This window comes from Microbacterium sp. PI-1, assembly GCF_004337555.1.
GTDB classification, from domain to species: Bacteria; Actinomycetota; Actinomycetes; order Actinomycetales; family Microbacteriaceae; genus Microbacterium; species Microbacterium aurugineum.
Genome location: NZ_SJYZ01000036.1, coordinates 1 through 21210 on the forward strand (window position 1 = coordinate 1; position 21210 = coordinate 21210).

Annotated in this window: 22 protein-coding genes and 2 tRNA genes; 7 read left to right on the forward strand and 17 right to left on the reverse strand. The window is 68.2% G+C overall.

Annotated elements, in window-relative coordinates; all coding sequences use genetic code 11:
* Nucleotides 1–8 precede the first annotated feature (8 nt).
* Nucleotides 9–1739 carry an FAD-binding protein gene (locus tag E0W80_RS17905; RefSeq protein ID WP_131494384.1) on the reverse strand — a complete coding sequence of 577 codons (1731 nt, stop codon included), beginning with the start codon at nt 1737–1739 and terminating at the stop codon, nt 9–11.
* A gap of 71 nt (nt 1740–1810) precedes the next feature.
* Here E0W80_RS17905 and E0W80_RS17910 point away from each other — a divergent pair, with 71 nt between their 5' ends.
* Nucleotides 1811–2746, forward strand: a complete 936-nt coding sequence (locus tag E0W80_RS17910) for a LysR family transcriptional regulator (protein ID WP_052193365.1) — start codon at nt 1811–1813, stop codon at nt 2744–2746.
* Between the two features lie 78 nt (nt 2747–2824).
* Here the strand turns inward: E0W80_RS17910 and E0W80_RS17915 are convergent.
* Both E0W80_RS17915 and E0W80_RS17920 read right to left on the reverse strand, forming a co-directional pair.
* A tRNA-Arg gene (locus tag E0W80_RS17915) sits at nt 2825–2897 on the reverse strand.
* A 64-nt stretch (nt 2898–2961) separates the two neighbouring features.
* The gene (locus E0W80_RS17920) at nt 2962–3546 is read right to left on the reverse strand and encodes a hypothetical protein (protein WP_047521226.1); all 585 of its coding nucleotides are present in this window, start codon (nt 3544–3546) and stop codon (nt 2962–2964) included.
* Nucleotides 3547–3675: 129 nt separating this feature from the next.
* Between E0W80_RS17920 and E0W80_RS17925 the strand changes: the two genes are divergently transcribed.
* Nucleotides 3676–4515 carry an SDR family oxidoreductase gene (locus E0W80_RS17925; RefSeq protein ID WP_131494385.1) on the forward strand — a complete coding sequence of 280 codons (840 nt, stop codon included), beginning with the start codon at nt 3676–3678 and terminating at the stop codon, nt 4513–4515.
* A 7-nt stretch (nt 4516–4522) separates the two neighbouring features.
* Here E0W80_RS17925 and E0W80_RS17930 read toward each other — a convergent pair whose 3' ends face one another.
* The 7 genes from E0W80_RS17930 to E0W80_RS17960 form a co-directional block, all read right to left on the reverse strand.
* On the reverse strand, nt 4523–5395 hold the full coding sequence (locus E0W80_RS17930; protein WP_240740582.1) for a hypothetical protein: 873 nt from the start codon (nt 5393–5395) through the stop codon (nt 4523–4525).
* Nucleotides 5392–5637: a hypothetical protein gene (locus tag E0W80_RS17935; RefSeq protein ID WP_047521232.1), complete on the reverse strand. Its 246-nt coding sequence runs from the start codon at nt 5635–5637 to the stop codon at nt 5392–5394. Before E0W80_RS17935 ends, E0W80_RS17930 begins: the two co-directional genes overlap by 4 nt.
* Before the next feature lie 109 nt (nt 5638–5746).
* Nucleotides 5747–6412 carry a GntR family transcriptional regulator gene (locus tag E0W80_RS17940; RefSeq protein ID WP_131494386.1) on the reverse strand — a complete coding sequence of 222 codons (666 nt, stop codon included), beginning with the start codon at nt 6410–6412 and terminating at the stop codon, nt 5747–5749.
* A gap of 124 nt (nt 6413–6536) precedes the next feature.
* The gene (locus E0W80_RS17945) at nt 6537–7178 is read right to left on the reverse strand and encodes an NAD(P)-binding domain-containing protein (RefSeq protein ID WP_131494387.1); all 642 of its coding nucleotides are present in this window, start codon (nt 7176–7178) and stop codon (nt 6537–6539) included.
* A gap of 57 nt (nt 7179–7235) precedes the next feature.
* Complete coding sequence (locus E0W80_RS17950; protein ID WP_131494388.1) at nt 7236–8177, reverse strand: GNAT family N-acetyltransferase; 942 nt, start codon at nt 8175–8177, stop codon at nt 7236–7238.
* 16 nt (nt 8178–8193) lie between these two features.
* Entirely contained in the window at nt 8194–8628 is a 435-nt protein-coding gene (gene sufU / locus E0W80_RS17955) for a Fe-S cluster assembly sulfur transfer protein SufU (protein ID WP_131494389.1), read from the reverse strand.
* On the reverse strand, nt 8625–9932 hold the full coding sequence (locus E0W80_RS17960) for a cysteine desulfurase (protein WP_131494390.1): 1308 nt from the start codon (nt 9930–9932) through the stop codon (nt 8625–8627). The genes sufU and E0W80_RS17960 overlap by 4 nt, the downstream gene beginning before the upstream one ends.
* 82 nt (nt 9933–10014) lie before the next feature.
* Between E0W80_RS17960 and E0W80_RS17965 the strand changes: the two genes are divergently transcribed.
* The gene (locus tag E0W80_RS17965; protein ID WP_131494391.1) at nt 10015–10662 is read left to right on the forward strand and encodes a LysE family translocator; all 648 of its coding nucleotides are present in this window, start codon (nt 10015–10017) and stop codon (nt 10660–10662) included.
* Between the two features lie 25 nt (nt 10663–10687).
* Here E0W80_RS17965 and E0W80_RS17970 read toward each other — a convergent pair whose 3' ends face one another.
* The 4 genes from E0W80_RS17970 to E0W80_RS17985 all read right to left on the reverse strand — a co-directional run bounded on the left by E0W80_RS17970 (nt 10688) and on the right by E0W80_RS17985 (nt 14035).
* Nucleotides 10688–11488 carry a DUF1206 domain-containing protein gene (locus tag E0W80_RS17970; RefSeq protein WP_131494392.1) on the reverse strand — a complete coding sequence of 267 codons (801 nt, stop codon included), beginning with the start codon at nt 11486–11488 and terminating at the stop codon, nt 10688–10690.
* 68 nt (nt 11489–11556) lie between these two features.
* Nucleotides 11557–12192, reverse strand: a complete 636-nt coding sequence (locus E0W80_RS17975; protein ID WP_131494393.1) for a GyrI-like domain-containing protein — start codon at nt 12190–12192, stop codon at nt 11557–11559.
* Nucleotides 12193–12281: 89 nt separating this feature from the next.
* Entirely contained in the window at nt 12282–12416 is a 135-nt protein-coding gene (locus E0W80_RS17980; RefSeq protein WP_081996931.1) for a methionine/alanine import family NSS transporter small subunit, read from the reverse strand.
* A complete protein-coding gene (locus E0W80_RS17985) occupies nt 12413–14035 on the reverse strand; it encodes a sodium-dependent transporter (RefSeq protein ID WP_131494394.1) in 1623 nt (540 codons plus the stop codon). The genes E0W80_RS17980 and E0W80_RS17985 overlap by 4 nt, the downstream gene beginning before the upstream one ends.
* A 111-nt stretch (nt 14036–14146) precedes the next feature.
* Here E0W80_RS17985 and E0W80_RS17990 point away from each other — a divergent pair, with 111 nt between their 5' ends.
* Together E0W80_RS17990 and E0W80_RS17995 are read left to right on the forward strand one after the other, a co-directional pair.
* Entirely contained in the window at nt 14147–14656 is a 510-nt protein-coding gene (locus E0W80_RS17990; RefSeq protein WP_131494395.1) for a hypothetical protein, read from the forward strand.
* 48 nt (nt 14657–14704) lie between these two features.
* Nucleotides 14705–15802: a YihY/virulence factor BrkB family protein gene (locus E0W80_RS17995; RefSeq protein ID WP_131494396.1), complete on the forward strand. Its 1098-nt coding sequence runs from the start codon at nt 14705–14707 to the stop codon at nt 15800–15802.
* A 20-nt stretch (nt 15803–15822) separates the two neighbouring features.
* On the opposite strand, the gene E0W80_RS18000 is transcribed toward E0W80_RS17995, so the two are convergent.
* Both E0W80_RS18000 and E0W80_RS18005 read right to left on the reverse strand, forming a co-directional pair.
* Nucleotides 15823–17130, reverse strand: coding sequence for a DUF2254 domain-containing protein (locus E0W80_RS18000; RefSeq protein ID WP_131494397.1), 1308 nt, complete (start codon nt 17128–17130; stop codon nt 15823–15825).
* Nucleotides 17131–17210: 80 nt separating this feature from the next.
* Nucleotides 17211–17299 (reverse strand) — tRNA-Ser (locus E0W80_RS18005).
* Nucleotides 17300–17519: 220 nt separating this feature from the next.
* Between E0W80_RS18005 and E0W80_RS18010 the strand changes: the two genes are divergently transcribed.
* A complete protein-coding gene (locus tag E0W80_RS18010) occupies nt 17520–18236 on the forward strand; it encodes an ion channel (protein ID WP_131494398.1) in 717 nt (238 codons plus the stop codon).
* Nucleotides 18237–18272: 36 nt separating this feature from the next.
* Here E0W80_RS18010 and E0W80_RS18015 read toward each other — a convergent pair whose 3' ends face one another.
* Nucleotides 18273–20540: a glycoside hydrolase family 3 C-terminal domain-containing protein gene (locus tag E0W80_RS18015; RefSeq protein WP_131494399.1), complete on the reverse strand. Its 2268-nt coding sequence runs from the start codon at nt 20538–20540 to the stop codon at nt 18273–18275.
* A 93-nt stretch (nt 20541–20633) separates the two neighbouring features.
* On the opposite strand from E0W80_RS18015, the gene E0W80_RS18020 reads away from it, so the two are divergent.
* Nucleotides 20634–21210, forward strand: a 577-nt coding sequence (locus E0W80_RS18020; RefSeq protein ID WP_131494400.1) for a TetR/AcrR family transcriptional regulator, incomplete at its 3' end; no start/stop codon positions are given.

The following is a 21210-nucleotide window of genomic DNA, read 5'->3' on the forward strand; positions in this document are numbered from 1 at the left end:
TGGGCGGACTACTCGACGAGCTTGCCCTCAGTGTCGACCTCGCGCATGAGTTCGGCGATCTCGGGTGCGACCTCCGGGATCTCCTCGCGGGTGACGCCGGCGGTCGGCGACCACACCAGGTTCACCTGCAGCGTGGGGTCGGTGTCGGGGAAGTCGCTGCGGTTGTGGCATCCGCGTGTCTCCCGACGCTCCAGCGCCGCTTCGAGGGTGGCCCGGGCGGCGAGCGCCGACGCCTTGAGGTCGAAGGCGTGGGCGAGGTCCTGGAACCCCGCGATGTCCGGGTGGATCCCGATGTCCTCCATCCGCCCTTCGATCATGTCGAGGTCGGCGAGTCCGGCGAGCAGCCCTTCCTCGGAACGCACGACCCCCGCGTACTCGGTCATGAGGTTGCGGATCGCGCGTTGCAGCGCCCGGACGTTCTCGCGCCCCTCCGCGGCGAGGAGGTCGTCGATCTCGGCACGCGCCTCGGCCACTGCCGTCGCCGAGCGGCGCTGGGCATCGAGGCCCGCCGCATGCTCCATGGCCGCCTGACCGACGATGCGGCCGTACACGAGCAGCTCGATGAGGGAATTGCCGCCGAGTCGGTTCGCGCCGTGCAGTCCGCTCGAGGCCTCACCGATCGCGTAGAGCCCGTCGACATCGGTCTGGTGGTCTTCCGGTCGCACCCAGACGCCACCCATCGAGTAGTGCGCCGTGGGGGCGATCTCGATCGGATCGGTCGTGATATCGAGCATCTGCAGTTCCATCATCGTCTGGTAGACGCGGGGGAGCCGGGTCATAATCGTCTCGCGGGGCAGGTGCGACACGTCGAGCCACACACCGCCGTTCTCCGTGCCTCGGCCTTCCTTGATCTCGGTGTAGGCCGCGAGCGCGACGCGGTCACGGGTCGACAGCTCCATCCGCTCGGGGTCGTACTTCGCCATGAACCGCTCGCCGAGGGCGTTGCGCAGGATCCCGCCCTCCCCGCGGGCCGCCTCCGAGATCAGGGTTCCCGCAGCACTCTCCGGCTCGATGATGCCGGACGGGTGGAACTGCACGAGTTCGGGGTCGCGCAGTCGGGCACCCGCATCCACCGCGAGACGGAACGAGTCGCCGGTGTTCTCATCGCGGCGGGATGAGGTGCGCCGCCAGATGCGGTTGTGGCCACCGGCCGCCAGGATCACGGCGTCCGCGTGGATCAGGTAGCGGGTGCCATCGGCCTGATCGAATCCGTAGGCACCGAACACCACGTTGTCGCGCACGAGCAAGCGGGTGATGTAGACGTGGTCGAGGATGGGCACGTCGAGTTGCTCGGCCTTGCGCACGAGCGTGCGCTGGATCTCGAGGCCCGTGTAGTCGCCGGCGAAGGCCGTGCGACGGAAGGTGTGCGCACCGAAGAACCGCTGCGAGATACGCCCATCGTCTTCGCGGGCGAAGTCCATGCCCCAGCGCTCCAGGTCACGGATGCCGCGCTCCGCGCCCTGCGTCACGATCTCGACGGTGTGCGGATTCGCGAGCAGGTAGCTCTCCTTGATGGTGTCGGCCGCGTGCTGCTGCCAGCTGTCGTCCGCATCCATGGTCCCGAGCGCCGCGTTGATGCCGCCGGCGGCGAGGGACGTGTGCGCATCCTGCCGCGGCCGTTTGCCGACGGCGAGCACATCGACGCCGTGCTCGGCGATCTCGATCGCCGCTCGCAGCCCCGATCCGCCGGTACCGATGACGAGGACGGTGGTGGATATCTGACGTTCGCGCGTAGCCATGGGATCCACGCTAATTAGGTGATCCTAATAACTCCAATGCATAGTCTCACTGGAAACGATACGCGTAGACTATGGTCATGAACCTCGAGCAACTCCGCGGGTTCGTCGAGGTCGCGCGTCTCGGACACTTCACCCGCGCCTCCGAGCACCTGCACCTGGCACAGCCGTCGTTGAGTCGTCAGATCTCCACCCTCGAACGTGAGCTCGGCGCCGAGTTGTTCCACCGGGCACGGGGCCACATCTCGCTCACCGCCGCCGGAGAGACGCTCCTCCCCCGCGCGCAGCGCATGCTCGCCGATGCCGATGCCATCCGCGACGAGATGGGCGAGCTGGCGGGGCTCCGCCGCGGACGCGTGCGGCTCGGGGCCCCGCCCACCCTGTGTATCAGCCTCGTCGCCGAGGCCGTCAGCTCGTTCCACGCCGCCTACCCCGATGTCGACCTGCACCTGACCGAGAGCGGCTCACGGCTCCTGGTCGAACAGCTCGCCGTCGGCGCCGTCGACATCGCGCTCATCACCGCGTCCGACGGTCTTCCCCCGGCCGGCGTGAGCCTGACCAGGATGCCGCTGCTCGCGGAGGAGCTCGTCGTGGTGTCCTCGGCTGCGGAGCCGCCGCTGACGGATGGACCTGCCATCGACCTGGAACGGCTGGCCGCTCTCCCCCTCATCACCTTCGGCGAGAGCTACGAACTGCGCGCGACGACGGATGCCGCCTTCCGTGAGGCCGGCCTGACGCCTCACCCCGTGCTGGAAGGGGCGGAGATGGACACGGCGCTCCGCTTCGTCGAGCGCGGCCTCGGCGTCGCCGTGGTGCCGGCGATGGTCCTCTTCGATCGGCCGGGACTGCGGTCGGTGCGACTCTCGCACCCCATGATGACGCGGACGGTCAGCCTGGCCCACCGTTCGGACGTCACTCCGGCGATCGCCGTGGCAGCGATGCGGAAGGCGATCGTGTCGACGTCCGCGGAGGTCGCGCGCCGCGATCCCGCGATCACGAGCCTGCTCTGACCGGATCGACGGCCCGGAACAGCAGAAGGTCCCCGCCGCTCTCGCGACGGGGACCTTCTGTACTGTCTCAACACAGTGTGCGCCCGAAGGGACTCGAACCCCTAACCTTCTGATCCGTAGTCAGATGCTCTATCCATTGAGCTACGGGCGCCCAGCCCGCTCAGCGGGCCGTGGAACAGCCTACAACAGTCCAGACGCGAAAGCGAAACGGGACCTCAGTCCCCGGCCGCCGCAGCTTTCTGCTGTTTTTTCCGACGCTTCGCCTTCGCTCTCTGCTCCGAGGAGAGTGCCTGCAGATCGACGAGTCGCAGCGCTTGCATGCGGGCTTCACGCATTCGCCCGTAGTCGGGATCATGGTCGGGGCGCATGCCCTCGACCCGCAACCGGCGGTCGAGGTTGTGCCGCACATCGGCCCAGGCGGCATCCCTGGCCTCTTCCACGATCTGCGCGAGGCTGTCGCGATCCTGCATCATCTCGCGCAGGCGCTCGGCCACCCCGGTGGACTGCTTCGCCCGGCGCCGGAGGTTGCGGACGTCGCGGTCACGATAGTCGTGCGTGCCCACCGGATCGGAGTGCCTCCCCCTCGCCCGCTTTCGCAAGGCGGTGACGGTGGCGGCGGCCTCCTCGGACTCCTCGGCCATCGCCCGCAGCGCCTCGCGCGCATCGTCGATGTACTTGTCCATGTCGAAGACGCCGTCTTCCGCGATGGTGCCGATGAGGATGTGGTTCTTCACGGCGAGGCGCGCGGCAGCGGTCGCGATCGCGACGCCTTCGGCGATGGCATCCGCTGTCCGTCCCACCGGTACCTCCTCTCCTTGAGCGTACCGGTATCACTACGGCCCGGTGTCGGCCAGAATGGTTCGGAATCAGCTTGCCCCACCCATCCGACATCCGCGGGTTCGCACCCGGGTCGCGCCCGCAGGAGACACATGAGACACCTCGATCTCGTCGGCAGCACCACGGTGATCACCGGAGCCGCGAACGGGATGGGCGCCGACATCGCCCGGCTGCTCGCCGCACGGGGAGCGCACCTGGCCCTGATCGACCACGATGCCGCAGCGCTCGAGGCGATCGCCGGAGAGCTTCACGACAGCCGGGTGACGACCCACGTCGTCGACCTCCGCGACGATCAGGCCGTGTTCACCGCCGCCGCCGCGATCGGCGACGCACACCCGCGGATCAATGCACTGATCACGTGCGCCGGGTCGTCGATGCTCGGCAACCTCGACCAGCTCACGATGGAGGAGATGCGCTGGCTCACGGATGTGAACCTCTGGGGCACGGTCTCGATCACCAAGGCGCTGCTGCCGGCGCTGCGCGCGGCACCCGCGGCGCACATCACCCATCTCGCCAGCGTCTACGCTCTGGCCTCCCCGGCCGGACGCATCCCCTACGCCATGAGCAAGTTCGCCGTGCGGGCCTTCTCCGAGGCTCTGCGGCACGAGCTCGAAGGCACGTCGGTGAGCGTCGGCGCGGTCTACCCCTCGGGCGTACGCACCGGGATCATCCTGCACGGACGTTACGCCGCGGCCATCGACCCCGCCGTCGCCGCCCGTGCCGCCGCCGCGCAGGCCGCGATGTACCACACGGAGCCCGCGGAGGCCGCCGCCCGCATCGTCCGGGCCACCGAGCGGCGGGCGGCGAGGACGATGGTCGGACGCGAGGCGCGCCTGATCGACGTCCTCGTGCGGATCCTGCCGTCGTCCTATTGGCGAGTGATGCGGCGCCCCCTGCGGGACGCGGTCGACACGACCACCCCGGTGGCGTGAGGACGCCTCAGCGGACCGCTCCGACCCAGATCCCTGACGCCCAGGCCTGCTGCTCGCCGTTGCAGCCGACCGAGCCCGGATAGCCCCGGACGGCGGCCATGCAGTTGGCCAGGAACTCCGGGTCGCCGCCGAACATCGAAGCATAGGCACCCGACGACGTCAGCGCACCCCAGACCCGGAACTGGTAGATGTGCGCGAGCTCGTGCGCCATCGCCCAGTTCAATCGCCCCGAGCTCCAGTTGGCGATGTCGGCGCGGTACTTGATGTACCCGTTGCTGTTGGCACATGCCGGCGCGCTCCCGCCCGCGCACGACGAGGACTCGTACAACCCGACCCCGCCACCCCCGACGAGGTCCAGTGCAGCCCGCACCCGGGCGTAACCGCCGGGACCGCTCGAGGTCCAGGCCGGCCCTCCCGGTCCGGCGCTCTGCGCGGCGAGTGCGGCCTGTGCGGCTTGAACCTCGGTGCCGACCTTCTCCGTCAGTGCGTTCACCGTCGCGGTCGCCGCCGTCACCGTGTCCGGGTTCACCTTCTCGGCCAGCACCGTCTGCTGGGCGGAGAGGGCAGCGGCCCGGTGCGCGGCCGTGTCGACCACCCCGCGTGCCCCGTCCAGAGCGGCGGCGAAGGCGGTGAGCTCGGTCACGAAGGCCGGGCGGACGGCGAGCACCGCCGCGCGTTCCGCGGTGTCCCGCTCGGCGCGATCGACCGCCCCGTCGAGATAGTCGGTGCGCTGGGTCGTCTCGTGGTATTCCCGGGTGAGGGAGCTCAGCTCGGCCACCGCCACCGCGCGTTCCTGGTCGAGCGCGTTCGCCCGCGCGAGCACCCCGGCGGACAGCATCACCGTCATCGCGACCACGACCGCCAGCATCCGGCGGATCACGGCAGGAACCCCGTGGTGTCCGCGATCTCGCCATCCTGCTCGGCGATCTGCGAGCGGAGGGCGGTGAGCTTCTCAGCGAGCTCCAGATTCTCGCCCTGAGACTCATCCAGAGCACGCTCGACTCTCACGATCTCCGCCTTGACGGCATCGACGGCGGCTGCACGCTCCTGGTCGGCGAGCGCCACGACGACCACTCCGCCGAGCAGCAACAGGCATCCGACCGCGACAGCAAGATTCCGCATCTCGCTCCCCAGAACAGCGCAACATTTCCGGACCGACTCCGATCGAACCAATATACAACCGATGCCGTCGCCGGTGCCCCTGACTTCGCGCGGCCGACCGTCGTCGCGATCAGACCATCAGGTCGCTGCTGCGCGCGAGGCGGCGTTCCGCGGCGGCCTGGCCGCTGGCGAGGTGCGCCGGGATGATGCGGCGGAGCGCTGCCGTGTCACGAGCCGTCATGGTTTCCAGGATGATGCGATGCTCGTCGGCCATCGCGAGGAGGTCGTCGTGCTGACCGAAGAGCCACCTCAGACGCGTGAGGAACACCGCGATGAGTTCCCCGAACATCTCGTTCCCGGCCAGCTCGACCGCGATCTCGTGGAACTCCGCTGCGGCGATCCTCGCGGCCTCGGCGTCATCTGCTTCGGCGGCAGCGAGCTCGCGCTCATAGGCGCCGCGCATCCGGACGATGCCGGCCTCGTCGTGCCGCTCCGCCGCGAAGACGAAGATCAGCGTCTCGATGGCCTCGCGCACCTCAGCGAAGTCCTGGATGTCACGTCGCGTGAACTCGCGCACGACGGCCCAGGTGCGGGGGCGGGCGACGACGACCCCTTCGGCGACCAGCGTGCGGATGGCCTCGCGGACGGGAAGGCGGGACACGTTCAGCTCAGCCGCGATGTCGCGCTCCACGAGCCGGGAGCCGGGGGCGCGCCGCCCGAGCACGATGTCGTCACGGAGAATCCTCGTGACCCTCACCGACTCGAGTTCACCGTTTCCCCCCACAGCCCCCGCCATCTGGGCATTCTCGCACTCCGGGGTCGGATCATCAACTTTTTGGTATCCCAACACGCCCGGCCGTGCGCGCCCCGAGCGGGCACGACGAGTGCGCGATGCACCCCCACGCCCGCCCGGGATCCGATCAGGGCAGCCGGTTGGCGGCGGCGATGTTCGCGGTCAGCTCCGCGGCGTTCTGCCGCACGACATACGCGGGACGATCGCGCTCGACCCGCCACGACTCGCTGAGCGGCCCGACGTTGACCGTGTCGAAGCCGGCCTCGTCGTAGAAGCGCGTCACGAACGCGACGGCCTCCGCGTCGTCACCGGCCGTGGCCAGCGCGCGTCGATCAGCGGTCCCGGCCGGCGTGCCGTCCGCGGTGATCTCGGACGCGTAGATGTGGTTGAACGCCTTCGCGATCTTCGACGTCGGGAGCGCGCGCTGCACGAGCTCCGACGTCGTGGTCTCTCCCTTGTCGAGGGCCTCGATGCGCCCGTCGCGCTCGAAGTAGTAGTTGTTGGTGTCGAGCACGATCTTGCCTGCCAGCTGCTCGGCCGGGAGCTTGTCGATCGCATGGAGCGGCACGGTCACGACCGCGATGTCCGCTGCGGCGGCGGCATCCTCCGCGGTGGCCGCCTTCGCCCGCGGTCCGAGCTCGGCGACGAGGTCGGCGAGGGTCTCCGGCCCGCGCGAGTTCGCGATCACGACGTCATAGCCGTTCGCCACCGCCACCCGGGCGACCTGGCTGCCGATGTGTCCTGCACCGATGATTCCGAGAGTTGTCATGTTCGGCCCAACGCAGCTCGCGCGTGACTATTCCCGTCGCGTCCTCCGCTGAGGACCTCAGAGCTCCCGAAGCAGGCTCTCCTCCGTGCGGCGATAGCCGAGCTGCTCGTACAGGTCGATCGCGCCGGTGTTGAAGCCGAAGACGTGCAGCCCGATGGAGTCCGCACCGAGCCGGCGGGCCTCGCGTTCGGCGGCGTGCATCAGCGCACGCCCGTATCCCTTGCGACGCTCAGCGGTGTCGACCTCGATGTGGAGCACGAAAGCATGAGGGCGACCGTCACGGACGCGCATGCCGAGCCAGAGGATCCCGACCTCCGCACCGTCCACCGAGGCGGTGAACAGTGCCTGCCCCTTCGTCTCCACTCCCTCCGGAAGCTCCGCGACCAGCTGGCGATGCGATTCGGCCGCCGCTTCCTCGGGCGAGTATCGGCCGGAGGCGACGAGATCATCGGCGAACCCCTTCTCCGAGGCGGCGACGAACCGGGGGAACCGCTCGGCCGTCATGGGCACGACGTCCACGTGCACGGGAACCTCCCGCACCGGCAACGGCTCGAGGACCATCTGGATCGACGCCACCTCGAACCCGCGCCCCTCCAGGAGAGCGTGACCCGCCGCGTCGTGCGGGAACAGCGGTGCGCTGATCCGCGCCACGCCCCGGTCCCTCGCGATCGCCAGGATCTGCGCGAGCACATCATCGTTCCGGGCATCGGAGAGGGGCTCCTCGACGGCGAGCTCGAGAAGGAAGAGCTTGTGTTCGCCGACCGCGAGCCAGAAGGTGCCGAGCTCGCGTTCGTGCTCGTCCACGATGCGCAGGATCCGCACGGTCGGGGTCGCGAGGCCGTCCGGCAGCAGCTCCGCGAAGAACGCGTCCGCGAAGTCGACCGCGTCCGCGCCGATCCGGTACCCCGACGCCCGGTTGCCGTCGATGACCCGTTGCCTGGCCGCGCTGCGCCACTCCTCGAAGCGTTCGGCGGGCAGAGGACTCAGCTGCAGAGGCATGCGTCCATCCTGCACCTCACCCGCGTGTGAGCGCGTCCTCCGCGGCGACCCAGGCGAGCATGGCGCACTTCACGCGGGCCACGTACTTCGACACCCCTCCGAGAGCGGCCGCATCTCCGAGCAGCTCCTCGTCCGGTTCGATCTTCCCCCGCGACCTCATCGCCTCGCGGAACGCGGTGATCCGCACTTCGAGCTCCGCGACGGTCAGCCCCTCGGCGAGCTCGGCGAGCAGGGACGCCGACGCCTGGGAGATGGCGCATCCGTGCCCTTCCCACGCGATCGCCTCGACGCCGCCGTCGGGAGCACGATGCACTTGCAGCGTGATCTCGTCACCGCACGTCGGGTTCAGCTGGTGCGACTGCGCCGCGATCTCGTCACGCAGACCGTATCCGTGCGGAGTGCGTGAGTGGTCCAGGATCAGCTCCTGGTACAGGTTCTGCAGGTCGCTCATACGCCCCTCCGGAAGAAGTCGATCGCTCCGGCGACGCCCTCGATCACGGCGTCCACCTCGGCATCGGTCGTGTACAGGTAGGTACTCGCCCGCGTGGACGAGGTCACTCCGAGGCGCCGATGCAGCGGCTGCGCACAGTGGTGCCCGACCCGCACGGCGATCCCGCGGTCGTCGAGGAACTGCCCCACATCGTGGGAGTGGATGCCGGCGACGTCGAAGCTCGCCAGGCCCACGCGCGGGAGATCGATGTCGGTGCCGAGCACGCGGACCCCGTTGATCGCCCCCAGACCGTCGACGAGGCGCCGACCGAACGCGGCCTCGTGCGCGGCGATGCGCGACATCCCCACCTCGGTCAGATAGTCCACGGCCGCGGCGAGCGCGATGGCCTGCGACACCCGTTGCGTGCCCGCCTCGAACCGCTGCGGCGGCGGAAGGTATTCGGCCTCCGTCGTCGTCACCGTGGTGATCATGGACCCGCCAGTGAGGAATGGCGGCATCGCGGCCAGCACCTCGCGCCGACCGTAGAGCGCGCCGATCCCGGTGGGGCCGAGCATCTTGTGCCCGGACAGCACGGCGAAGTCGACGTCGAGCGCCCGCACGTCGAGCGGGAGATGCGGCGCCGACTGGCACGCATCGAGCACGGTCAGCGCGCCGACCTGGCGGGCCGCGGCGACGAGGGTCTCGACCGGATTGATCACGCCGAGCACGTTCGAGACGTGCGTGAACGCCACGAGCTTCGTGCGTGCGGTGATCAGGTCGGCGGCGACGTCGAGCCGCAGCGCGCCATCGTCGTCGAGCGGGATGACCTTCAGCGTCGCCCCGGTCCGCGCGGCGAGTTCCTGCCACGGGATGAGGTTCGCGTGGTGCTCCATCTCGGTGGTGACGATCTCGTCTCCCTCGCGGAGGCGGAATCGTTCGGCCGCCGCTCCCCCACGCCCGAGTGACGCGTTCGAGAGTGAGTACGCGATGAGGTTGATCGCCTCCGTCGCATTCGACGTCCAGACGATCTCGTCCTCGTCCGCCCCCACGAACCGTGCGATCGTGCCGCGGGCCTCTTCGAACAGCTCCGTCGCCTCTGCTGCCAGGGTGTGAGCGCCGCGGTGCACGGCGGAGTTCAGAGTGGTCGAGAACTCGCGCTCGGCGTCGAGCACCGCGAACGGGCGCTGCGCGGTCGCCCCGGAATCGAGGTACACCAGGGGATGCCCCTGCACCTGTGTGTGCAGGATCGGGAAGTCCTCACGGATTCGCCGCACCTCGTCCTCACTCAGGGGGGCGATCACGTCGACGCCGGAAGAAACGCTCATCGTTCCAGTTTCCCACCTGCACGACAGGCGTGGGCCCGCACGATCGCTCGACCGCGGACGTCCGCCCCTCTAGGCTCGACCCATGATCGCCCCCGACACACTGCTCGCCCTCATCGCGGCGGCGTTCGTGATGGTGGTGATCCCGGGCCCCACCGTGCTGTTCACGATCGGACGGGCGATGTCGCTCGGGCGGATGGGCGGGTTCCTCAGCATCCTCGGGACAGCCGCCGGCTCGATCGTGCTCGTCGTCGGCGTCGCACTCGGTGTCGGCACCGTCATCGCGCAATCGGTCCTGCTGTTCACGATCATCAAGGTGCTCGGCGCCGGGTACCTCGTCTACCTCGGCGTCCAGGCGATCCGCCACCGGAAGGACGCGGCGCGAGCTCTCGTCGCGGAGCAGGCGAGACGCTCCGGATGGCGTCTGCTCCTCGAAGGGTTCGTGGTCGGCGTCACCAACCCGAAGTCGATCGCGTTCTTCCTCGCGATCCTGCCCCAGTTCGTCGACCTGCAGGCCGGGTCGGTGCCCGCCCAGCTCTTCGTGCTCGGTGTGATCGTCGTGGCGATCGGTGTGACCTGCGACGCGGTGTGGGTGCTTCTCGCCAGTGCGGCGCGCGGGTGGTTCGGCCGCTCTCCGCGGCGAATCGAAGCGATGGGCGCGACCGGAGGCGGGCTCATGATCGCTCTCGGCGCGTTCCTGCTCGTGTGGAGCGAGAAACCTGCGACCGCCTGAGCGGCCGGCGACGAGATACGCGGACTCACATGCGGGCGAACCGCGCGCGGGCGATGCAGAACACCCCGTAGACCGCCAGCCCCACCCCGACGGCACCGAGGAGGACGGGCCCGAACGGCAGCACCAGCAGGCTGTGCAGAGCAGCGTCCAACCCCGCTCCCTTCTCCGGATCCTGCGTCACGGCCGCCACCACGAAGAGCACCCCGGTCACCCCGACGGCGATGCCCTTGCCGAAGTACCCGATGACGCCGAGCGTGACGATGCCGCCGCGGGCGACTCCGGAGGGGAGGTCGAGCAGCTTCTCGAACCCGCGGGTGAACCCGCCGACGATGAAGCCGACCCCGACTCCCGAGACGGACAGGCCGATGACGACGAGCAGTGCCACTCCCCCGGGGGCCGCCAGCACGACCGCGCTGAGGGTCTTCGACGCCTTCTCCGAGTCGGCGTGGCCACCCACCGCGTAGATGAACGCCATGCCTCCGACGACGAGGTAGGCGAGGGAGATGCCGACGAGCTTGATCCGCTGACCCCACTTCTTCGTCTCGGCGGGATCGCTCGCGAGGAAGGCACTCGCGACCTGCCAGGCCGCCAGGGCGAACAGCCCCACGGCGATGAGCACCAGCAGCAACCCTCCCACGGGATTCTGACGGATCTGCTCCATCGCTCCGTCCTGATCCGCGTCACCGGATGCGCCCGCGGCGATGGAGATGGCGATGGAGCCGAGGACGACGTGGATCAGCCCGAGCACCACGAAGCCTGCGCGCGCGATCCTTCGGAAGGCGGAGGAATCCTTGGCGACCCGTGCGGCGTGCTTGACCGTGCTCATCGATGAAGAGTATCCGTCACGGCACACCGCCAGAAGAGGCTTGATTTCACGACGCAGTCGTGCGGGCGTCAGGTGGTCGGTGCCACCGGCTGCCGGAGGATCGTGCGCAGCTTCGCCGGATCGCTGCGACGCGGATCGCTCAGATAGATCTCATGGTGCCGCCCTCGCATCCGCAGCCCGTTCTCGGGGATGAAGCGGTGATGGAGATCGTCGAGCACGGGACCCTCGTCATCGAAGGGGCCGAGGTGCAGGGTCTGCACACAGATTCCTTCGTCGAGGGTCTCCAGTCGCACGCCTCCGAGTGCGGGCAACGGCTCCTTCTTCTTCGCCGCCTTCTGCGCCACGGCCTCCACGGCGTCGGTGAACATCTCCGCGGTGATGTGGTCGCCGACCATGATCATCATCGTCCACAGCCACGCCGACTTGTCGCGACGAGAGGTGAACGACTCCATGTCGGGCGCATGCCAGAGTCCTTCGAGTGGCATCACCACGGTGTCGATGCCGAGTTCCTTCCGGCTGGCGAACTTGAGCGTGTACGCCACCGGGAACAGTGCGGAGACGGCTTCGGCGTACGCAGGAGCCGTGTTCGGATCCCCCGCTCCATCGATCGCCAGATACTGCAGAGGGGGAACCTCGACGACACGGAACTCACCCCGTTTCGCCTGGTACGCATCGAGCGTCTTCTTCGGGTCGATCGCCGCCATGACGTGCCTCCCTGGGTCGTGTGCCCAGTCTTGCATCGAGGTCCGACACCCGCACCCGACTTCTGCGGTCGGATGCGGTCATCTCCCGCTCAGAGCTCGACGGGCGGAGCGGGCTCCGTCTCGGCTTCTTCCGGGTGACGAGCGAGGTTCACGATCCCGGCGACCAAGCCGCCCCAGACCGTGACCATCGCGATGATCATCATGACAATCGCCGTCGTGGTCATGCGCCGGTTCCCTTCGTGGTCGTGTCGATCAGCGGGATCGCCGAAGTCTCCGCATCGGGTTCGTATTCTTCCTTCGAAAGGAATTCGTCGTACTCGGGATCGTCCTTCGCATGCGAACGCCCGCTCCACGGCAGAGCCGAGAGGATCAGCGCCAGCACGACCAGGGCGACGACCATCCCCCAGCCGAAGATCGCGAGGAACCAGGCAGGGTAGCCACTGTAGGGCTCAGACGTCTTGGCGATGAGCTCGCTGATGAAGAGGTACCCGAGCACCACCGGCGCCAGGATGCCCACGAGCACCTTCCAGATCGTCCCTACCCGGAAGCTCGAACGCCGGTTCAGGTGCTCCGCCAGCACCGGCAGCTTGTGCAGCAGCCAGGCCACGACGATCACGGCCACCAGCGCGACCGCCATGATGCCGAAGGAGTTGACGAAGGCATCCGCCGTGTCGAGGACCGACAAGGCCGTGGTCGTCGAGAAGAGCGCCATCGAGATGATCGCCAGAGGGATCGTGACCGTGAGCGTGGTACGCACCCGAGCCCAGCCGAGCTTGTCCTGCAGCGCGGCCACGATCACTTCGAGGATCGAGATCAGCGAGGTGATACCGGCGAAGACGAGGGCGCCGAAGAACAGGACGCCGATGATCGACCCGCCTGTCGCCTGCGACACGATCGTCGGGAAGGCGATGAAGGCGAGTCCGATGCCGGAGGAGGCGACACCGGCTACCTCCGTGCTCTGCGCCTGCGCCATGAAGCCGAGAGCCGCGAAGACGCCGATCCCGGCGAGGATCTCGAAACCGGAGTTCGCGAAAGCGACGACGAGTCCCGAGCCGGTGAGATCGGTCTTGCGCTTCAGGTACGAGGAGTACGTCACCATGATGCCGAATGCGACGGACAGTGAGAAGAAGATGTGGCCGTACGCGGTGGCCCAGACGCCAGGATCGGCCAGGGCCTCCCAGTTCGGAGTGAAGAACGCGTTCAGACCCTCCATCGCACCCGGAAGGAAGAGGGACTGCACCACGAGAGTCGCGAACATGAGGGTGAGCAGAGGCATCAGGATCATGTTCGCCCGGCCTATACCGCGTTTCACTCCGAACGCCATGATCACGATGACGATCAGCCAAGCCGCGACCAGGGGGATGCCCACCTGCGGCACGAAGTCGGTCGATACGCCCACCTCGGCGACATCGGCCGAGCGGAGGAAGTCGATGAAGAAGAAATCATTCTCGTTGCCCGCACCCCAGGTGAGCTGGGCGGAGAACCACGTGTACATCGCGGCCCAGGCGACGATGACGGCGTAGTACACCGCGATCACGACGCAGATGAGGACCTGCCACCATCCGAGAGGCTCGGCCGCACGGTGCATCCGTCGGAACGCCAGCGGTGCCGACCCGCGGAAGCGGTGGCCGATCGCGTAGTCGAAGAACAGCAGCGGGATGCCTGCCGTGAGGAGCGCGCACAGATAGGGGATGAGGAACGCTCCGCCACCGCCTTCGTAGGCGACGTAGGGGAAGCGCCAGATGTTGCCGAGGCCGACCGCCGATCCGATCGCCGAGAGGATGAACACGTTGCGCGAGCTGAAGGCTTCGCGTTTATGGGTCTGCGTCGCTGCGGTGGCCATGCGGGCGAGACTACCCGAGGGGGACACCGGTTCACACTCCGTGTACAGAGTTCGCGAAAGCGCGTCGCGTAATCTCAACATATTGGGGACCTCTGGGAAGAGCGACGGGGCATGAACGCGAATGATCTGCTGATCGGCATCCCATCCGGACTTCCGGCGCTCCCGGACGCGGAGAACCCCTTCCTGACGCCCGACGCTCTCATCGATGCCCAGATCACCCGGGTCATCGTCGATGTGCTGGGCGGATCGGTCGGCGTGCTCCTCGAACTGCGTCAATCCTCGCGCCTCCGCGGCAACACCGCCCTGCTTCGGGTGAAGGATGTCGCGCAGCAGAACTGGCTGTGCACACGGACCGCCAACGAGTTCACGGCCTGGTCGATCACCGGTTCGAGGGTGTACCCGCACGAGCGGGAGTTCCAGCTGATCATCGATTGCCTCCCCGTGGGCACCCTGAGCATCGTGGGCTCGGCAGCAGAGTTCGTCCTCCTCGACGCAGCCGGACTCGACACCGTGCCGCCGGACTACCGCTCCGCCCCTCAGTCCCTCGTCAGGTTCGGCGTCGCGGACGAGAACACCCCGGTCGAGCCGATCGGTGTGGCGCGATCCTTGCCGCTGCTGTAGCGCAAGGGGTTTCCGCTCGACACCTCCCGGCGGCGTAGCGTGAGAGACATGTGGGACACGGGAGCAGCAGATCGAGCGAAGCCTTCGACTCCTCTGCAGATTCGACGGCAGACCTGGACGTACATCGGGCGTCGCGCGGTCCAGGAGTTCGTTCGCGACGGGTGCGTGGACGCGGCGGCCGCCCTGACCTTCTTCGCCGTCCTCTCGGTCTTCCCGGCGGGGCTGGCGGTGATGGCGCTGGTCGGAGTGCTCGCGGATACGGACGAGGTGCTCGATCGGCTGCTCACGCTCCTCTCCGAGGTCGCGCCCCCGGCCGTGACCGACACGCTTCGTGCACCGTTGACCGATGCGGCAGGCACGTCCGCTGCGGGCATCACCTTGATCGTGGCCGTCGTCACCGCCGTGTGGTCCGCCTCGATCTATGTGAGCGGATTCGGTCGGATACTGAACCGGATCTACGGCGTCCCGGAAGGGCGACCGTACTGGAAGCGCAAGCCCTGGCAGCTCGGCGTCACCGTCGTGCTCCTCGCCCTCGCGCTGGTGGTCGTCGGGGTGGTCGTCCTCTCCGGGCCCGTCGCGCGTGCGGCCGGACATGCTCTGGGCATCGGCGACACGGCTCTGGGCGTCTGGAACGTCGTGAAGTGGCCGGTCCTGGCCACAGCCGTCGTCTTGATGGTCACCCTGCTCTACAAGGGCACCTCCAATCTGAAGCAGCCGCCGCTTCGGTGGTTGGGTCTGGGTGCCGCGTTCGCCGTCGGGGTGCTCTCCCTCGCCTCTGCCGGCCTCTTCATCTACGTGTCGAACTTCGCCGACTACAACCGGACGTTCGGCTCGCTCGCCGGGGTCGTGGTCTTCCTCCTGTGGTTGTTCGTCATCAACGTGGCTCTGCTGATCGGCGCCGAGTTCAACGCGGAACTCGAACGCGGGAGGCAGCTCCAGGCCGGGCAGAAGGCGGAATCGGAGTTGCAGCTCCCCCTCCGCGAGTCCACCGGGGTCGACCGGACCGAACGGTCGCGCGAGATCACGATCGAACGCGGCACCCGTCTCCGCCGAGGCGAGACGCTCTCACCGCGCGAAGACACGGTGTTCCGGAGGGCCAAGAGGTTCCTGGATCGCCTCTGGCATCGAAACGATCGACGCTCCTGACCCACACCGCCGTCAGGTCGTCAGGGCAGGTGGCGGACGGTGTCGTCCAGCCGCTCGAGCACGGGGGCGGCATCGGTCGGCGGCGGATCCGTGGCGACGTAGGCCGAGCGGAACGCGGCGATCTCATCCCGCAACCGCAGACGATCTCCCCCGGTCATCGCTGCCTCCAGCCGTTCGAGGAGCCCGACGCCCGCACGCACGACGAGCGGGTGGTTCATCCCGTACGTGCGAAGGGCCAGAAGCGCGTCGGCGATCAGCTCGATGGGAGACGGCCAGCGGCAGACGACCCGCAGTTCGCCGTCGTCGCCGGGATACCTTCCGTCTGCCGCCGGACGGCCGCAGAGGGTCACGAGGGCCGAGCTCAGCGCATCGATCGCAGCCACCGCCGTGTAGGGGTCGTTGGTTCCCGCTGCGAGCCCGCGGACGCCGATCTCGGTCAGCCCCTGAACGGCGAAACCGAGGTCCTGGTGGGGAGTGCGCGCTGCTCCGACGGCGATCGCGGACGTGATCGCCTTCGACGCCGCCTTCTCCGTGCTCTCGTCCCGCCCCTGATTCCGGGAAACCAGAGACTGAGCGATCACCTGGCCCTCCAGCACGTGGGTTCCCGGCGGCGTGGCTATGCGGACGACGACCTGATGCGCGCGTGCGAAAGCGACGAGGTCCTCGAAGTCGACGTACTGCACATAGCCCGAGGCGGTGGCGAAGAACTCCTCGTGGACGATGAGGTCATCCGGTTCCGTCGTCACCGTGTCACGGTCCGACGCGTCGGGATAGAGGAGGTCGATGACCTCGACGAGCTCCCTCAGCACCCGCCCCTGCAGGGTGGTCACCTGGACCGACCTGGCGATGTGGTGGATGAAGTACACGAGCACCGCGACGTCGGCGATCGCCAGGAAGACGGCGAACGTCACTGCCGTGACGGGGACGAACGCAGAGATCGAGTCCTGCTCGGTCCGCACCGCGCGCAGCACCACCAGCGTGTAGAGGAACGTCGAGGTGAGGACCGCGAGGACGAACTGGTTCCCGCGGTCCGCCATGAAGTTCCGCACCAGGCGGGGACCATAGGCCGATGACGTCGTGGCCAGCACCGAGATCGTGATCGAGAAGGATGTCGCCGCCACCCCGAGCATGGTCCCGCCGATGACAGTGAGGATCGCGCGCCCGCCCGTCGCGGACAGATCCGCCAGGAGGGCACCCGAGGTGTCGCCGTTCGCGAGCAGCAGGCGGTCGAGCTCGGTCAGTCCGATCGCGAGGGCGATCGCCGCCACCCCGAACACCGTCGGCAGGAACCAGAAGGACTCACGAGCGCGAAGGAACCAGGTACGCATTCCCGAAGGTTAGTCGTGGATCGCCCCACAGCACACGACCGGACGCGTGGCGGGGGCGGATGCCCTCCCTGGAAAAAGTGCGGAGACGAGGGGATTTGAACCCCTGGTCCCCGTGAGGGGACTCCACCTTAGCAGGGTGGTGCACTCGGCCGGACTATGCGACGTCTCCAGGCATCCGACCCGAAAGCACGGATGCACCTCACCATCATAACCGGAATGCGGAGCTGTCACGAACCGGCGCCCGCATCGCCCGGAAAGGGTGACACTCGCCGAGCGCTCGGTCCGCACGGATGTCACGATGAGCGTGCGACGCCGCCCGTACCCGCCCCGGAGACTCTCCTCCGGCCCTCCGGCTCCCGCGCCGTCGACAGACGGGGGCGAGGTGCGACATGACGGGGATGCGAGAGTTTCAGACGGGTGCGACGCCGACGTCCGGCACCGTCTTCGACGGGGTGTCGGGATACGTGATCATCTTCGCGCTGCTCGTCGTCTCCTACGCCTTGTGCGCGGCACAACGCGCCACGGATCCGAGCCCGTGGGCGTTCCTGGTCATCCTCGTGACGGTCGCCGTCGTGTTCCGCGTGACCGGGACACCGCCGGTGATCCAGCACGTGGCCTGGGTGATCCTGTCGGCGGCCGGGCTCGCGACGATCATCACGGCGCTCAGCAGCGCGGGCGGGCACGTACTCGACATCGTGTTCTCGGCCGCGACCATGGTCGCGCTCCTCGTGGCGCCGGTCGCGATCATCGGTCACCAGGTGAAGCGGCGTGGGCTCAACCTCGAAGCGCTCCTGGCAGCCATCACGGCCTACGTCTTCGTCGGCCTCTTCTTCACGTTCGCCTTCAACCTGCTCTCCCTCGTCTCCCCCGCCTCGATCTTCGACGGCACGGACGACGACTCGCTCGCCAACCAGCTCTTCTTCTCGTTCACGACGCTCACGACCACCGGCTACGGCAACCTCGTCCCCTCCACCGCGACGTCGCAGGCGGTCGCCGTCGCAGAGGCGATCACGGGACAGCTGTTCCTCATTACGGCCGTCGCGCGCATCATGCGCGGCGCAGGTGCTCGCGCGGGAGTCCCCGCCCCCTCCGAGGAGTCACCCTGAGCGAGCGGGCATCATCGCCGTGGACCGTCCCGCGGCTCACTCCCCGGCGTTCGCCGCAGCCACCAGCTGCTCGATCTGCTCGAACGTGACGGGCAGCCCGGGGAATCCGGCGAGGCGGCCGATCGGGAACGACGCCATCATCTTCTGCATCGCGTCGTCGTTCGGCATCATCGACGCAGCAGCCGCATCGCCACCACCCATCAAGCCACCGAGGGCCTGCTGCACGATCGGCCCGGCGACCGGGTGGGACATCAGATCGCCGACCGAGGAGTTCATGGTCAGCTCCTGATGCACCGGGTCGCCCACGATCTCGACCGAGACGGTCGAGCGGAGGTCGCGGCTCGACGCAGCGACATCGACCGTGTAGGTGCCGCCCTCGACGATCCAGCCATCGATGCGCACGTCCCAGTAGGCCAGGTCCTCGCGCCGGACGGTGAGCTCGACGACACGCGCCTCCCCTGCGCCGAGGGCGACGGACGCGAACGCCTTGAGCTCACGAGGCGCCCGCTGCACGATCGACTGCGCAGGGGCGACGTAGACCTGCACGACCTCACGACCGTCGCGGTCGCCGGAGTTCGTGATCTCGACCCTCACGGTGATGTCGCCGTCCGTGCCGACCTCGGCCGTCGCGGGGCCGTACTCGAACGTCGTGTACGAGAGCCCGTGGCCGAACGGGTAGGTGACATCCAGGCGTTTCGCGTCGTACCAGCGGTAGCCGACGAGCAGCCCTTCGCCGTAGCGCACGTGCCCGAACTCTCCCGGGAAGTTGCCGTAGGAGGGGTTGTCCTCCAGTCGCACGGGCACGGTCTCGGTGAGCTTGCCGGAGGGGTTGACGACACCGTAGAGCACGTTGGCCACAGCGCCACCTCCGGCCTGCCCCAGCAGCCAGCTCTCGACGATGGTCGGCACACGGTCCGCGAAGGGAAGCGCCACCACTCCGCCGTTGGACAGCACCACCACCACGCGAGGGTTCGCCTCGAGCACGGCATCGAGCACCGCGAGTTGCGCCGCAGGAAGGTCGATGTGCTCGCGATCGAAACCCTCCGACTCCTCCGCGGCAGGCAGACCGAGGAAGAGCACGGCAACGTCGGCGGAGCCCGCCGCGTCGACAGCCTCGGCGCGGAGGTCATCAGCCGACCGTCCCTCTGCCGCGATGGCGCCGCCCTCGACCGCGAAACCGGGCGCGTACGTGACCTGCTCCCCGCCGAAGGCGCGTATCTCGTCCAGCGCCTTGTCGATCCGGGTGGGATTGATCAGCGATGAACCCGCCCCTTGGAAACGGGGTTCGGTCGCGAAGGCACCGATCACGGCGACCTTCTGGTCTTTCTGCAGAGGCAGCAGTGCGTCATCGTTCTTCAGCAGAACGATCGACCGTCCTGCGGCTTCGCGGGCGAGTGCATGGTGCGCGTCGACATCGAGGGGGCCCTCCGCGACCGGGCGCGCGCCCGCCTTGCGAACGAGGTCGATCGCGCGGTCGGCTGCGGTGTCGAGCACACTCTCGTCGAGGGTTCCCGCGCGCACCGCGGCGACGAGCTGCGCGTCCGTGCGTCCGCCGGAGGCAGGCATCTCCAGGTCGAGGCCCGCAGCGACACCGACGACGCGATCGTTCACCGCGCCCCAATCCGAGACGACCAGACCGTCGAAGCCCCAGTCATCACGGAGCACGCTGGTGAGCAGCCAGGGATCCTCCGAGGTCCAGACCCCGTTGAGCTTGTTGTACGAGCACATGACGGTCCAGGGCGACGCGTCCTTCACGACACGCTCGAATCCGCGCAGGTAGATCTCGCGAAGCGGACGGGGGTCGACGTCGGAGCTCGCCCGCATCCGGTCGAACTCCTGGTTGTTCGCCGCGAAGTGCTTGAGCGAGGTGCCGACCCCTTGCGACTGGATGCCTCGGACCGAGGCGACCCCGAGCACTCCGGAGACGATCGGGTCCTCGGAGAAGTACTCGAAGTTTCGTCCGCACAGCGGCGAGCGCTTGATGTTGATGCCCGGTCCGAGCACGACGGCGACGTCCTCGATCGCGGCCTCGACACCGATCGCCGCACCGACCCGCTCGATGAGTTCGGGGTCGAAGGAGGAGCCGATGCCGACGGCGGGTGGGAAGCATGTGGCGGGAACGCTGCCGGCGAGGCCGAGGTGGTCGGTGCTGCCCGCCTGCTTGCGGAGACCGTGAGGACCGTCGGTCATCATCACCGAGGGGATGCCGACCCGATCGACGGCTTTCGTGGTCCAGAAGTCCGCGCCGCTGGTGAGCGATGCCTTCTCCTCGAGGGTGAGGTCGGATGCCGAGATCTCGGTCATGGTCTTCCTTTCGCGGGGACAGCGATGTCTTGCGAAAACCTTACGTGATTCAGTATTAGATTTCAAACAACATTCAGGATTACGCTCGTGATCATGGTTCGACGAGGTTCATACGCGAAGGGCGTCGCGCGACGCGAGGAGATCCTGGAGAGCGCCCTCGACGTGATCGGGCGCAAGGGGTATCAGAACGCCTCGCTCAAGGAGATCGCCGAGGTGGTCGGTGTGACCCCCGCCGCTCTGCTGCACTACTTCGGCTCGAAGGAGGAGCTCTTCACCGAGGTGCTCCGCAAGCGCGACGAGCACGACGGCCTGGATCCCTCCGTCGCCGGGGCCGCCGGAGCCCGCGACGGCTTCCTCGAGGTCATCCGCCACAACACGCAGGTGCCGGGGCTCGTCGCCCTCTTCTCCCGGTTGTCCGTGGATGCCGCCGATCCCGAGCATCCGGCCCACGCCTACTTCCTCGAGCGCAGCGAGCGCCTGCGCGGGACGATCGCGGAGAGCTTCGCCACCGAGGAGCAGCGTCCGGCGCTCGACCCCGAGACGCTGGCGCGGATCATCCAGGCCGCGTCGGACGGCCTCCAGCTGCAGTGGATGATCGACCCCTCGGTCGACATGCCCGGCATCATGACCTCGCTGATCGACACTCTCGCCCCCCGCCCCGCTCCCCACC